The sequence below is a fragment of the Pseudoalteromonas sp. G5_S1_14_S5 genome, assembly GCF_054968605.1.
The window spans coordinates 46,723-61,639 of sequence record NZ_JBQKUM010000009.1 but is presented as its reverse complement, the minus strand read 5'-3'; the positions used below and the strand labels follow the sequence as shown (position 1 = coordinate 61,639).

Genomic DNA, 14,917 nt, shown 5'->3' with positions numbered 1-14,917 from the left:
GCAGATCCTTCGTTCTCGGCAATTCACTGCTAGCGACCTTCTTTCTTTACGACCTTCTTTCTTTACAACCTTCTTTCTTTACGACCTTCTTTTTTAAGAAATGGAACAAAATCAAAGACTCTATAAATTACCAAGGAGACTGTCATGGAAAACTGGACCACTGTTTGTTCTCAAGAGGAACTGTCACCCAATGCGGGTGTGTGTGCCAAGGTGGCTGATCATCAAGTCGCTATCTTTTACTGCAAACGCAGTGACAAGCTTTACGGCCTTTCGAATTTCGACCCAGTAGGCAAAGCCAACGTTATGTCACGCGGCATTATTGGATCGTTAAGTGGAGAACCCTATGTGGCATCACCACTCTACAAGCAGCATTACCACCTAGAGACAGGTGCCTGTTTAGAAGAACCTGAACATGCCCTAACCCGTTTTGAAGTACGCAGGCAAGGTAACCAGATTCAAGTTCTAGCGCCAGAAGCCTTAGCGAGTTAGCTCTTAGCTTTAACTAACGAAAAGCTAACAACTAACCAAAAGTTAGCTACCTAAAAGGTTGTACTTTCAAATTCACCCATTAACATGCCTTAGCCGCCTATAATTAACAGTCTAGGCAAGCTATGGAGTTGGCATGTGGACGGCTAGATAACTCTAGATTCCATATTTAAAGGATTTAATACATGGATAACTCAAAATTTTCGCTGCTTTCGTTTACCGGCAAGATGAAGGTCTTACACCTCAGCTGGATTGCCTTTTTTATCACCTTTGTGGTGTGGTTTAACTTCGCACCACTACTGCAGATGGTAAAAACCAGCCTAGGGCTAACCACTGAAGAGATCAAAACCCTTCTAATCCTAAACGTTGCCTTAACCATTCCTGCGCGTGTCGCGATTGGTATGCTCACCGACCGTTACGGTCCAAGACTTGTCTATTCCTCGTTACTCGCGATCTGTTCGATCCCGTGTTTCATGTTCGCACTGGCTGACTCTTTCATTCAAGCCGCCATTGCTCGTTTCCTACTTGGCTTTATCGGTGCTGGCTTCGTAGTTGGTATTCGATTGGTATCTGAATGGTTCCCACATAACGAACTGGGTACAGCAGAAGGTATCTACGGCGGTTGGGGTAACTTTGGTTCAGCGGCAGCAGCGTTCACTCTTCCAACTCTAGCATTAGTATTTGGTGGCGAAGATGGCTGGCGTTATGCGGTTGGTATCACCGGTGTAATGAGCTTACTGTTCTCTGTTGTGTTCTACAAAAACGTATCCGACACACCAAAAGGTTCTACTTACTTCAAACCTGCTCAAGTAACAGCAATGGAAGTGACGTCTAAGGGTGACTTTTTCTTTCTACTCTTCATGAAGATCCCTATGTACGGTGCACTTGCTCTGCTGGCTTGGAAACTGTCTCCATCAGGTATCGGTATGCTTTCAGACGCAGCGGTGTACGGTGTGTATGCGGTACTTGCTGCACTGTATGTGTATGAAGTAACTCAAGTTTGGAAAGTGAACAAGAACGTATTCAAAGAAGAAGTGCTAGAGATTCACCAGTACAAATTTAAGCAAGTTGCGGTGCTGAACGTTCTGTACTTCGCAACCTTTGGTTCTGAGCTAGCGGTAGTTTCTATGCTGCCTCTGTTCTTCTCTGAAACCTTTGAACTAACACCCGTTCTTGCAGGTATGGTCGCTTCGGCTTATGCCTTCATGAACTTGATGTCTCGCCCTGGTGGCGGTTGGATTTCAGACAAATTTGGTCGTAAACCAACCCTACTTATCCTAACGGCAGGTTTGGCTGTAGGTTACTTCGTTATGGGTCAAGTAGAGAGCACATGGCCAGTATGGCTAGCGGTTGTTGCGGCAATGGCATGTTCGTTCTTCGTACAAGCAGGTGAAGGTGCAGTATTTGCGACAGTACCTCTTATCAAACGCCGTATGACAGGCCAAATTGCAGGGATGACAGGTGCTTACGGAAACGTGGGTGCGGTAGTTTACCTAACCGTGCTTTCGTTTGTTAGCTACCAGACTTTCTTCCTTGTGATTGCTGCAACGGCGGTTCTTGGCTTCGTGACTCTGATGTTCATGGAAGAGCCCAATGGTCAGATCGCTGAAGTGAACGACGATGGTAGTGTGACATTAATTAACGTATCGAGCTAATCAGTCATTGAATCGGGAGAAGTAACCGGGCTGCGACACTTGGTTACTTCGTTCAAAGGCTCTCGTTATTACTGAGAGCTTTTGTTCTTTCTTCAAGTAACAATGAGCATCATAGGAGCAAGGACGTTATGACGCTTTCATTCAGTCAAACTCAAGACGCTACGCTAGAACGGAGCCCGGCAGTGATACCAAAGGAGCCACAAACCAAGGTTCAGGGTATTCACGCTGAGACTAGCAATCAGTTAAAGCTCAATTTCGGCGGCTACTCACACCAAGGGATAAGAAACGAGAATCAAGACGCGATTATCGTTAAACACCCTCAGACCAGAGCAGAACATGAGTTCAAAGGGAGCGTTGCCTGTATTGCGGACGGAGTAAGTTGCAGCGAACAAGGTCAAAAAGCTAGCCATACCAGCGTGATGCAGTTCATTACTGACTATTACGCCACTCCTGAAAGCTGGAGTATTCAACGATCTGCCCAAAAGGTTCTGACTTCACTCAATTCTTGGCTGTTCAATGCCTCTTATTCCGGTCTTGATGACGAAAAACAACTCGCGCACAACAATATGGTGTCGACCTTTAGCGCAGTGATTCTCAAATCAAACACCGCGCATATTTTCCATGTGGGCGACAGCCGAATCTACTTAGTTCGCGACGGTGAAATTAAGCAGCTAACTCGCGATCACACCCGCAAAAATCTGGTCAATACTCACTACCTCACTCGTGCTTTAGGCATGGATAACCAACTCAACGTCGATTACCAAACTCTGCCTATCAAAGCGAAAGATCGTTTTATTCTCACAACGGATGGCGTGCATGAATTTGTTGATGAATCCGATCTAATGGAAGCGGCCTCAAATCAACTCGACTTTGAGAGCGCCACACAAACCGTTTGTAATAAAGCACTAGCTAAAAACAGCAAAGACAATGTGAGTTGCTTAATGCTTGAAGTGGCTCAACTCCCTAAGCCTTCTCTAATTGAGTTTCATGAAAAGCTCGCGACCCGAGTTATCCCTCCCGTGCTCAAACTTGGGCAGATGATCGACCAGTTTCAGGTCCTAGAAGTGCTCTATTCTGGAACGCGCAGCCATGTGTATCGAGTAATACAAACTCAGACGCAAACCGAGTTCGTCATTAAAGTGCCTTCTCTGCAATATCGCGATGATCCCGCCGAGCTCAAAGCCTTCTATAACGAACAATGGGCAGGGATGCTACTGAACAACAAGCGCATCATGAAGGTGTACCCCACCGATGAGAAGTCGCAGTTTCTCTACCAAGTGTGTGAAATGGTTGAAGGCGTGACGTTAAGACAATGGATGTACGACAATCCTAAAACGAATCTGCCTGAAGTCCGCACTATTCTTGAGAAGATCGTTCAAGGCATTCGTGTATTACAACGTGCCGATATGGTGCACCGCGATCTCAAACCTGAAAACATCATGTTACTGCCAAACGGTGATATCAAACTTATCGACTTAGGAGCGGTACTCATTCGCGGAATTGAAGAAGGATTACCTTTTGAAGAAGATGCTGTGCCACTCGGAGCGGTAAATTACATCGCACCAGAGAGCATTAAACAGAATGTTGCGACAACACGCTCGGATCTATTCTCTGTTGGTGTCATCGGCTATGAAATGCTGGCAGGGCAACTGCCTTATCCAGAAATGACACCACGCTCACTCATGCAATCTCGCCATCACCAATGGCAATACCGCCCGATAACTCAACACCGCTCCGATATTCCTGCCTGGTTTGATCTGGTACTAAACAAAGCCTGTGCTGAACACCCGAGCGAACGATACAGTGTGCTTGGAGATTTTATCTCAGATCTGTACACACCGAATTCAAAATTAGTAAAACGTAAAACCAAGCAACCGCTGCTCGACCGTCATCCACTCCAGTTTTGGAAGGTACTTGCCCTACTTTTAGGCTTAGTAGCGCTGGTTGAGTTTGGTTTGTTGATTCAATAAAAAAGCCTCAGCGACCAGTTGGAGCTGAGGCATTCTTAAAATTAACTCATCTTTATGTTAACTGCGCTTCACTAAACTTCTTGGCACCAATTCAATTCCCGACTGGTAACGTTTTGCTGAAGCGTTCAATGCTAAAGCAAAAGCGCTGTCTGCGATGACCTCAAATTGCTGCGGCAGTGAGTGAACCTTAAAGGGTAAGAAATCCAATAATCGATTATCACCAAAAGTCGCCAACTTCACTTGATTGATCAGCTCTGGATTTTCGACCATCACATCAAGTACACCTTCTAGTAAGGTGAAGGACATAGTGACAATCGCATCAGGAACTGTGCCTTTAGCAATCCACGATTCAAACACTTCTCGACCGGATTCACGATCAAAGTGCTCACCGTAACCTACAACCGTTGGTTTATTTTCATCTAGCCCTGTTTGCTGCGTGTGGGCTTTATTCGCTGCTTCAAAGCCTAAGTGACGCTCGCGCGAAATGTTCAGGTCAGGCAGTGCACCGATTAAGCCAACGCTGTGAATGTTGTCATCTAGAATTGAATGTGTCAGCTCAAAGGCGGCTTCGAAGTCTTCACTGATCACGCAGGCAAAATGTTCATCGTCTAACGGACGGTCAATCGCAATGACTGGCGTCCCCGATTTTTGTAGCTTCAAGTAAAACTCATTAGCGTCTGGCATAGAGCTCGCCACCAGCAAAGCATCAATACGGCGGCTCACCAACGCTTCCGCTACTTTACGTTCGGTTTCGGCGTCATCATCAGAGCAGCCAATCAGGATTTGATAGCCCACTTTACGTGAGTTCTGCTCTATCAGTTTTGCTAAACGCGCGTAACTGCTGTTCTCCAGATCAGGAATAATCAAACCAAATGAGCGGCTATTACCAGCACGCAGCGACGAAGCAGCATGGTCTGGACGGTAGTTATACTCGTCTACCACCGCCTTTACTTTCTGCTGAGTCTTCTCACTGATTCTGTATTTCTGCGCCTTGCCGTTAATCACATAGCTGGCTGTCGTTTTCGACACACCGGCTAGTTTGGCAATCTCATCTAGTGTCATATGGGTGACCTGTATTTTGTGCGTAGGATCATATAACCAATCTTCTGATCCTTGGATTAGTTGAATCATATGCTGAATCGATTCAGTATGAAAGCTGAAAGGATTCAGCAAAATCTGAAAAGTGACTTCAATCATCCTTTTGTATGGATTGAACGTTATTTGTCGTGATTCAACTTTACGTTATGAATGAAACTGAAATTACGACACGCAGCAAAACTATTTTGAAAACCAAAATCGGCTTTGCTGAATTTTTTTACATTGAATGCTGAACCGATTCAGCTTAGATAAAACTAAGAGCAAGCAACGAGAAGATATTGCTCTAGACTGAATCGTAGCGATACACAAATTCTCAAGCGATACGCTAAAGAGGCACCATGCTTAAATTATCAAAATCTGACATCACTCTTGGTCAAACGGCCGATGACAAATTCAAAGCTATCCAGAACATTGCTGGCGACCTAACTGCGAAAGGCCTAGTGGACTCAGGCTATGTTGAAGGAATGCTGAACCGTGAAAACCAGAACTCTACGTTTCTTGGTAACGGCATCGCGATTCCTCACGGCACCACAGACACTCGCGGCCTTGTAAAAGAAACAGGCGTTGCAGTACACCACTTCCCTGAAGGTATTGATTGGGCAGATGGTAACCGCGTTTACGTTGCGATTGGTATTGCAGCGAAATCTGACGAGCACTTAGGCATCCTTAAACAGCTAACCAAAGTGTTAGCGGCGGACGGCGTTGAAGAGAAACTGAAACAAGCGAAATCAGAAGACGAAATCATTGCCCTACTGAACGGTGAAGTTCAGTTAGAAGCTGACCTAGACGCATCTCTAGTTCAACTATTGTTCCCAGCAAGCGACATGATTCAAATGTCTGCTGTTGCGGGCGGTCTACTGAAGAACACAGGTTGCACAGACAACGAATTCGTTGCTGACCTAGTAACAAAAACTCCAACTCACCTGGGCCAAGGCCTGTGGTTACTTGGTAGCGACAAAGGCGTAACTCGTACTAGCGTCTCTTTCGTTTCTACAGCGAACGATTGCGAATTCGAAGGCACACCAGTGAAAGCTCTTGTGGCATTCGCGGCTTGTAACAGCGCACACCAGTCTATTCTAGTGAACCTAAGCAAAATGGTTTTCGAAGGTAAACAGCAACAACTGTTAACTGCTGACGTTGCACAAGTGATTGGCCTTCTTAAAGGTGAAGCGGTTTCTACAGCGTCTGAAGTCGATGACAACTGCGCAGTATTCAAAATTAAGAACGCACATGGCCTACACGCTCGCCCAGGCGCAATGTTGGTTGCTGAAGCGAAGAAATTCGAATCTTCTATCCGCGTTTCAAACCTAGATGGTGACGGAAAAGAAGTGAACGCGAAGAGCTTAATGAAAGTCATCGCTCTTGGCGTTAAACACGGCCACCAGCTTCAGTTTGTTGCTGAAGGTGATGATGCAGCACAAGCACTTGAATCGATCGGTAAAGCTATCGCTTCAGGCCTTGGCGAAGGTTAAGGATTCGATATGTCTGATAAACAAATCAAAGCCGTTACCGTTACGCTAAACCCAGCACTAGACCTAACAGGTGCTATCGACGCACTGAATGTTGGCTCGGTTAGCCTAGTGAATCAAGGTTCTCTGCACGCAGCAGGAAAAGGCGTAAACGTAGCAAAAGTACTTTCAGAGCTTGGTGCTAAAGTGACCTTAACAGGTTTCCTTGGTCGCAATAACGAAGAAGCCTTCTGCCAACTTTTCGAACAGATGGGCGCAACTGACCGCTTCATCCGTGTTGACGGTGCGACTCGCATCAACGTAAAACTAGTCGAGAACTCAGGCCAAGTAAGCGACATCAACTTCCCTGGTGTTCCTGTTAATGCTGACGCAATTAGAGCGTTTGAAGCAACCTTACTAGAACTGGCTGAAACGCACGATTATTTCGTGATTGCAGGCAGCTTGCCACAAGGCGTATCACCAGAGCTTTGCGCTTCTTGGGTTCAACGCTTACGTGACCTAGGCAAAAAAGTTCTTTTCGACAGCAGCCGTGATGCACTTAAAGCCGGTATCAGTGCACAGCCTTGGTTGATTAAGCCAAACGATGAAGAGCTATCTCAGCTATTCAATGCTGAACTTATAACACGTGACCAATGCCAACACGCAGGCCAAGCCCTAAGCGAAAAAGGCATCGACAACATCGTGGTATCACTTGGCGCTGAAGGCGTGATGTGGCTTAACCAAGGTGAATGGTTACATGCTCAACCACCGCGTATGCAAGTAGTGAGCACTGTAGGCGCAGGCGACACCTTAGTCGCTGGTCTATGTTGGGGTCACATGCAGCAAATGCCAAAACCAGAACTTATCAAATTCGCAACCGCCCTATCTGCACTAGCCGTTTCGCAAGTAGGTGTGGGAGTAACTAGCCAACAAGAGCTGGATTCAGTACTACAAAATATCCAATTACAGGTGCTTGATGTTCCAACTAACCAGTTAGACACAGGTAAATAGGACAAAAGGTTTATTATGAATATTACCATTATCACAGCTTGCCCAAGTGGCGTAGCAAACAGTATCATCGCAGCAGGCTTGCTAGAGCAAGCAACAAAAGCACTGGGTTGGAACGCCGCTATTGAATGCCAATCAAGCGTGCTACCAGAATCTCCAGTATCACCAGACGCTATAGACAGCAGCGACGTTGTGGTTATTGCAGCTAACACAAACGTTGATAAAACACGTTTCGTAGGCAAAAAAGTCTACCAAGCAGCTATCTCTGAGTGCTCTGCAGATGCAAAAGCATTTCTAGAGAAAGCGGCAGCAGAAGCAACGGTATTAGACGCCTCTCAGGTTGAAAGCACTATTGAAGTAACCGGTACATCAGTAAACTCTTCTACAACAGCAAGAACAGGCAGCAAAAAGATCGTTGCGATTACAGCTTGTCCAACAGGTGTTGCACATACCTTTATGGCAGCAGAAGCGCTCGAAGCAGAAGGTAAGCGCCTAGGTCACCAAATCAAAGTGGAAACTCGCGGCTCTGTAGGTGCGAAGAACCAACTGACAGACCAAGAAATCGCAGACGCTGATCTTGTTATCATCGCTGCCGACATCGACGTTCCACTGGATCGTTTCAACGGTAAGCCTCTTTACAAAACAACAACTGGCCCAGCTCTTAAGAAGACTCAGCAAGAAGTTGAGAAAGCGTTTGCTGAAGCTAAGCCATACCAACACACAGCCTCTTCTTCACAAGCAGCACCTGCTGATGAGAAGAAGGGTGTGTACAAGCACCTTATGACAGGTGTTTCTCACATGCTTCCTGTGGTTGTTGCGGGTGGTTTGATCATCGCTCTTTCTTTCGTATTCGGTATCGAAGCGTTTAAAGAAGAAGGCACACTAGCGGCAGCACTGATGACTATCGGTGGTGGTTCTGCATTCGCACTGATGATTCCTGTTCTTGCTGGTTTCATTGCATTCTCGATTGCTGACCGTCCGGGCCTAGCTCCTGGTCTAATCGGCGGTATGCTAGCTAGCTCAACAGGCGCAGGCTTCCTAGGTGGTATCGCGGCTGGTTTCATTGCGGGTTACTCTGCGAAGTTCATTGCCGACAAAGTTCAACTTCCACAATCGATGGAAGCGCTTAAACCAATCCTGATCATTCCGTTTATCGCGAGTTTGTTCACTGGCCTTGTGATGGTTTACATCGTAGGTGGTCCTGTTTCTGGCGTAATGAGCGCAATGACAGACTTCCTAAACAACATGGGTACGTCTAACGCGATTCTTCTGGGTGTGATTCTAGGCGCAATGATGTGTTTCGACCTTGGTGGTCCGGTAAACAAAGCCGCTTACACATTCGGTGTTGGTCTACTGGCTTCACAAACTTACGCTCCAATGGCAGCTATTATGGCAGCAGGTATGGTTCCTGCTCTAGGTATGGGCCTTGCGACTTTCCTAGTGAAAGACAAGTTTGAAGCAGGCGAGCGTGAAGCGGGTAAAGCATCATTCGTTCTTGGCCTATGCTTCATCTCTGAAGGCGCGATTCCATTCGCAGCGAAAGACCCGATGCGTGTTATCCCAGCATGTATGGCAGGTGGTGCACTAACGGGCGCTCTATCAATGATGTTTGGTGCACAACTGATGGCTCCACACGGCGGTCTATTCGTACTACTGATTCCTGGCGCTATCTCTCCAGTACTTATGTACCTAGTAGCGATTGCAGCAGGTACGCTAGTAACAGGCTTTGGCTACGCAGCACTTAAAAAGATGAGTAGCTCTAAAGTAACGGCAGAGGCTTAATCCCCCTACTCTGTTAAGCTCCTTCTATAAAGCGGCTTATCATTAAACAAAGGCTCCTCATATGAGGCTGTCTCTTATACAGAAATCCCTTAGCTACAGCTTAGGGATTTTTTTTGAACTAATTTTATGTTTCGTGATCTGATCATCCAGATACGACAAGGATGATGATTATGACTTATATAGAGCCAACCCTCTGGGCACAAAAAAATTCGGCCAAGCCGACCTCAATGACCCTAGACGAACTCAAAGACTCGTCGCTCTACCGGCTTCACTTGCCGAGCAGCCAGGTTTTCCAGTCTCGAAGCTCATCATTTCTCCCGCGGACATGGAAGGGGCTTATCGCTTTATCCGTAATGAACAATCAAGGCTGAAGACATTGCAGAAGCTGGATTTAATGTCACAGTCCAGGTGTAGTGGTCAACTAAAATTGGCCACGGTTTTAGAGTTTTCCCAATATAATCTGTCTGATTCGTTGGGAGTTAGGCCACCGTTATACTGATGAGGCCTGAGTTGACAGTAATACCCGTTAATATAGCGGGTGATTTCTTGATGAGCTTTGGCAAAGCTACGATAACCTACTGTTGGCACCCATTCTGTCTTCAAGCTTCTAAAGAAACGCTCCATCGGTGCATTATCCCAACAGTTTCCTCGGCGAGATAGGCTCTGTTTCATTTGAAAACGCCATAGAAGTTGATGGTATTTTCGACTTGTATAATGGCTACCTTGATCGCTGTGGAACATGACGCCTTTCGGCTTACCACGCGACTCATAAGCCATTGAAAGAGCTTTGCCTGTCAGACTGGAATCAGGTGATAAAGACATCGACCAACCTATCACTTTACGGGCAAAAAGTTCAATAACAACCGCTAAATACATCCAGCGATTTCCTGTCCAAATATACGTAACATCTCCAACCCAAACTTCATTCGGGGCGTTAACAGCAAACTGTCGGCCCAATTGATTTGGGACCTCAAGATGTTCTTGAGAAGCCTTTCTGTATCGATGCTTTTGTCGTTAAAATCAGACAAGATAAACAAGTCATCAACAAAGCCGTTTATCATGCTCTAGGCGTAAATATGGAGGGGCAAAAAGAACTACTTGGTATGTGGCTGTCAGAAACGGAAGGCGCGAAGTTCTGGCTTGCTGTAGTAACAGGGCTAAAAAACCGCGGAGTAAAAAACATTCTTATTGCATGTGTCGATGGTCTGAAGGGCTTCCCTGATGCCATTAAAAATACCCAGATACAACTCTACATCGTCCATATGGTGAGAAACTCAGTCAAGTACGTAACTTGGAAGGACTATAAGGCTGTCACTGCCGATCTTAAGAAAGTTTATCAATCGAAAACTGAAGACGAAGCACTACTCGCCTTAAGTAGTTCTCAGATAAATGGAATGACAAATACCCTCAACCTAGACAGCGCATTGGAATAACCTAATGTCTTCAACTACCCTGAAGACATTAGGTGAGCAATCTACATAACCAACGCTATAGAATCACTTAATAGCGTTATTAGAAAGGCGATTAAGAAGCGAAAACTGTTCCAGGCTAATGAGTCGGCAGGAAGTGATCTTCTTAGCGATAGAAGATGCGTCCAAGATATGGACAATGCCAATCAGAAACTGGCGACAAGCCCTGAACCGCTTTATGATTAAATTCGAAGACCGACTCACTGAATATATGTAACCCCGACAGTTACACAGAATTATTTACAGGGTCAAATAAAGGTTCTGCCGCAAATCTAGCTAGAGGTACGACAGACCAATCCTCCAGGTACAATTATCCTGCGAGTGCGTAGAATCGCTCAAAGATAACGCCTCACCCTACTCGATTAGAATAATCCAACTTATCTACGTTTTATCCACTTTTGATCTCTTGATGAATATTGAAATAAATGTGTTTCGCCATTCTTCACCTTCATATTATCAAACTCGCCTAGTTCTTTACTATGCAGGTAGAATGGTAATTCAGCCTTTGAATAAATATAAACAGTCATCCCATCTTGTGGGTATGAAGGCATAGTTATGTGCTCATTCCAATCAGCATTCTGAGTAAAGAAGTTGATGGTTTCGTAACTACTTGGAAGGCGCCCTTTATAAAGCTTATTTGGAGTAACATCTATCTCATCACCGAGTTCTCCATTGACCTCCCATTGGCCATTAGTAAATATAAAACCAAGCGAGTCGTTAAAGTTCACTTGCCTACCATCAAGGTGACCTAGTTCTTTACCATGCAGATAAAATGGTAACTCTGCAGTTGAACGAATATCTACAGTCATACCTTCCTGAGGGTATTCTGGCATATATATATTTTTGCTCCAATCAGCATTCTTAGTACTGAAATAAATAGTTGAATAACCACTTGGCAGCTGTCCATTATCCAATTCATTTGCAGTAACAGCGATAGATCCTATTGCACCTGATATATGAAAGACATCTGTAAACATGGTTAAAGTACGATTACTCATATTTTCCTCCGATGCACCGCTCAAAGTAAGCTCTCCGGTTTCGGTATCGTGGAAGAGTATATCGCCAGTATAGTCATTTTTCAGTTCATCACTGTTATCTACCCAATTCCATCTCTGAGACAGGTTGCCGGAACACTTTTGCAAGTATGTTAAATTATCTCCATCTAAGCAAAAACTAGTATCTCTAGCACTGACATAATTTCCGACGCTATTATAAATAAAGGACTGCTCAATACTCTTTTTGTCACAAGCTTCAGTGTTGATCTTATTGTTATCATCAATATCAATACACTTAGAATTAAAGCCACCTAACTGCAGATTTACAGGGCGACCCCCGGTAAATACAGGATGCGACCAATCAACGTTAAAATTAACCTCTTCTGTAACGCGATTACGCGGAGTATCTTCATAAGCATGAAATTTTAAATATGAACCAATGACAATATAATGTTGGTAAGTCGCATGATAAATAGGGCGAATATTTACTGATGATGAAACCTTAAATTCAGTTACACCAGTTTCATTGCTCCTTGCTTTGTAGATAACATCCAAATTAGGTACAAAGTTTGCGTAACCGATAGGGTGAACTCTTGATATATCAACTGGATATAACTCTTTCTGAAAAACGTCCGATGTATTTCTATTTTGGATAGAGGCAGCTGTAGCGTAATTCTCTCTTTCCCATACAAAAGATACATTTCGTTGATTTGAGTTTGTCCCCCTTACGCTGTAATCAGCTGTATCATATACTAATGTTCTATTCTCGGTATATTCAGCTGAAGCATTAATCTGAGCTTTTGCTCCATCCTTTGACAGCTCAGCTCCTCCTGATACTCCGTAGTTAAAACCATATGTCTCTCTATTTTGAATATTGGCATTCACATTTGTAGGAGACTTTCTTAATATTTCTGCTTTGCTATTCGATGCACTAATATCAAACTTGTAATCTTGAGCCCATGCATCTGTTGAGAAGTCAGTAATCCAGCCGTCAAGTACTGTCCAAGTAGCCCGATTCATAGAGTAACTCAATTTGTCGTTTAAATGGATCCCTGCACCACTCGATGATGATTCATCTAAACTGATCCGCACAATTTTAGCGTCCGGTGTGCCGTTGCCTATAACCCCATAAGCTAACGAACGCGCTAAAGTAACCTTATAAACGAGTGAAATGTTCGCCTTATTGTCACAAAACTGTCGATTTCCTTGCGGCCAACCAGTTTCACCTTTTGTAGAGAGCACAGAACTCCTAAAGCTACATTCTTCAGCTCTGATTGGTCGAGCAACACTGATATAAAAACCAATCTGAGGAAGAGTTGTGTCTGCATCTGATCCCTGTATATCAGTATTTTCTAGAGACAAGCCACTCTCCGCCACATTCAAATTTTGAACATTACTATCTTCTGGCGTATCAAAAGGGGAATAAAGTAGAGACCCTTTATAGCTACTGACAGCAAGGTATTTACTATCAAATGACACCCCAAGTATTGATGTCATTTTTTTCTTCACAAGATCTAATTTATCAGTATCAACATCAGACAAATCAAATAAGTACCTTTTCCCATTACTATTAACTTGATGTTTTATAAAGTAATAACTTAACTTCTCATCATTTTCTATTAAAGAATTAACATTAACATATGAAATATTTTCGTCGCTTTGCAGTGAGCTTAAAATATTAACTGCGTTATCTGACAACTCACCTATAGCGGTCATTGGTTTGGCTTGTATTGTGCTAGAAAATAGTGATATCGAGATTGATATTGCTAGCAATGATTTTTTCAACATATAAATATCCTTATCTGACAGGGCAATTGTATGACTTAGCAAGTTGTACAAATAGCAAATTACCAACAAGTACAGCTCGAAAATCGAAATTAGATTATTTGACTTTTAAGCGTCATTCTTAGATTGATACCAGACTTAGACACAACAAGAACAGCACTATTAAAAGATTAAGAATCATGGATAAACTAAAATTATTAAACCTCAGTTTCTCTCCCTTTTTGATCTATAAAACAGATTATATTGTTAATGATGCATATTTGATGTATTTGGTAATCTGTCATTACTCCAACCTGTTGATTAATGGTAATTCTCTCGTTCCATAAAGGTGCAATCAGCATAGGTATCTACAGAAGTTGGTCGCATTTCAAGCAGTCGGTTTAGTTCAGAGAACTGAACTAAGAATCAATGATCAGTACAAATTAACCCTTCTTTCACTTGTACTGATTATGACTCTTTTCGAACAGCATCAACTGGTTCTGTCGCAAATTTAGCTAGAGGTGTGACAGACCAATCCTTCAGATAGAATTATTCTACGAGCGCATAAAAGCGCTCACAGGCAGTCTCTCCAGCAACATCTATCTGATCACGTTTGAGCATCGTCCACATTTCTCATCCATGAAGACTTGCCGTTGCTCCTTCAACTGAATTCCATCCCAAAACTTGCCGCATTTTTTGTTTCACCCAGCGGTGTCTCTGCTCTACGGTGTTGTTCAGATATTTTATGTCTAGAGTTTCAACAAACGACAGCATGAAGTAACCCGACAACCAAAGTTATACATTTAGGGCATCCACTGCTGCGTAGTTACTTTTACTTCCGTCAATGACCACTTTCTCTTGCAAGCCATTTTGAGCCAATGCCTTATTCAGAAAGGCCTTTTCCGCTGCTTCATCACGGTTTGGACTGAGGTAATAGTTCACGACATAGCCAAATTTATCGACAGCACGATAGTAGTAGAGCCACTTCCCTTTGACTTTAATGTAGGTTTCATCCATACGCCACGACCCAGATACTGCCTTCTTTTTGCGGCGGAGGTGGTGCTCTAGAATAGGTGCCAATTTGATAACCCAACGATTAATAGTAGCGTGATCTACAACGACACCGCGCTCATTCTGAATCTCTTCAATTTCACGATAACTGAGTTTATAGGCAAGATAATAACGTATGGTTTCGAGAATAGCCTCGGAGGGAAAGTGGCAGCCTCATATGAGGAGCCTTTT

At 44.0% G+C, this 14,917-nt stretch carries 8 protein-coding genes and 4 pseudogenes; 8 read left to right on the top strand and 4 right to left on the bottom strand.

Going from position 1 to position 14,917, the window contains the following annotated elements; genetic code table 11:
* The first annotated feature begins 144 nt into the window (after nt 1-144).
* The 3 genes from nirD to ACTRWI_RS04580 all read left to right on the top strand — a co-directional run bounded on the left by nirD (nt 145) and on the right by ACTRWI_RS04580 (nt 4,111).
* The gene (gene nirD, locus ACTRWI_RS04590; RefSeq protein ID WP_061031137.1) at nt 145-489 is read left to right on the top strand and encodes a nitrite reductase small subunit NirD; all 345 of its coding nucleotides are present in this window, start codon (nt 145-147) and stop codon (nt 487-489) included.
* Nucleotides 490-671: 182 nt separating this feature from the next.
* Complete coding sequence (locus tag ACTRWI_RS04585) at nt 672-2,141, top strand: NarK family nitrate/nitrite MFS transporter (protein ID WP_499129662.1); 1,470 nt, start codon at nt 672-674, stop codon at nt 2,139-2,141.
* Between the two features lie 128 nt (nt 2,142-2,269).
* Complete coding sequence (locus ACTRWI_RS04580) at nt 2,270-4,111, top strand: bifunctional protein-serine/threonine kinase/phosphatase (RefSeq protein WP_499129661.1); 1,842 nt, start codon at nt 2,270-2,272, stop codon at nt 4,109-4,111.
* 57 nt (nt 4,112-4,168) lie between these two features.
* Here ACTRWI_RS04580 and cra read toward each other — a convergent pair whose 3' ends face one another.
* Nucleotides 4,169-5,242 (bottom strand): catabolite repressor/activator, encoded by a 1,074-nt coding sequence (gene cra, locus ACTRWI_RS04575; protein WP_499129660.1) that lies wholly within the window; start codon nt 5,240-5,242, stop codon nt 4,169-4,171.
* Nucleotides 5,243-5,547: 305 nt separating this feature from the next.
* On the opposite strand from cra, the gene fruB reads away from it, so the two are divergent.
* From fruB to ACTRWI_RS04555, 4 genes and pseudogenes are all read left to right on the top strand, one after another.
* The gene (gene fruB / locus ACTRWI_RS04570) at nt 5,548-6,681 is read left to right on the top strand and encodes a fused PTS fructose transporter subunit IIA/HPr protein (protein ID WP_499129659.1); all 1,134 of its coding nucleotides are present in this window, start codon (nt 5,548-5,550) and stop codon (nt 6,679-6,681) included.
* A 9-nt stretch (nt 6,682-6,690) separates the two neighbouring features.
* Nucleotides 6,691-7,668 carry a 1-phosphofructokinase gene (pfkB, locus tag ACTRWI_RS04565; RefSeq protein WP_499129658.1) on the top strand — a complete coding sequence of 326 codons (978 nt, stop codon included), beginning with the start codon at nt 6,691-6,693 and terminating at the stop codon, nt 7,666-7,668.
* A 15-nt stretch (nt 7,669-7,683) separates the two neighbouring features.
* Nucleotides 7,684-9,447: a PTS fructose transporter subunit IIBC gene (fruA, locus tag ACTRWI_RS04560; RefSeq protein WP_499129657.1), complete on the top strand. Its 1,764-nt coding sequence runs from the start codon at nt 7,684-7,686 to the stop codon at nt 9,445-9,447.
* A 179-nt stretch (nt 9,448-9,626) separates the two neighbouring features.
* Nucleotides 9,627-9,855, top strand: a pseudogene (locus tag ACTRWI_RS04555) (IS4/Tn5 family transposase DNA-binding protein); the annotation flags it as partial.
* A 9-nt stretch (nt 9,856-9,864) separates the two neighbouring features.
* Here the strand turns inward: ACTRWI_RS04555 and ACTRWI_RS04550 are convergent.
* A pseudogene (locus ACTRWI_RS04550) lies at nt 9,865-10,455 on the bottom strand (IS3 family transposase); the annotation flags it as partial.
* Between ACTRWI_RS04550 and ACTRWI_RS04545 the strand changes: the two are divergent.
* Nucleotides 10,416-11,133, top strand: a pseudogene (locus tag ACTRWI_RS04545) (IS256 family transposase); the annotation flags it as partial. The pseudogenes ACTRWI_RS04550 and ACTRWI_RS04545 sit on opposite strands and share 40 nt — an antisense overlap.
* Nucleotides 11,134-11,293: 160 nt before the next feature.
* Here the strand turns inward: ACTRWI_RS04545 and ACTRWI_RS04540 are convergent.
* Together ACTRWI_RS04540 and ACTRWI_RS04535 are read right to left on the bottom strand one after the other, a co-directional pair.
* Nucleotides 11,294-13,699 carry a leukocidin family pore-forming toxin gene (locus ACTRWI_RS04540; RefSeq protein WP_499129656.1) on the bottom strand — a complete coding sequence of 802 codons (2,406 nt, stop codon included), beginning with the start codon at nt 13,697-13,699 and terminating at the stop codon, nt 11,294-11,296.
* Between the two features lie 609 nt (nt 13,700-14,308).
* Nucleotides 14,309-14,899: pseudogene (locus tag ACTRWI_RS04535) on the bottom strand (IS6 family transposase); the annotation flags it as partial.
* Nucleotides 14,900-14,917: the final 18 nt, after the last annotated feature.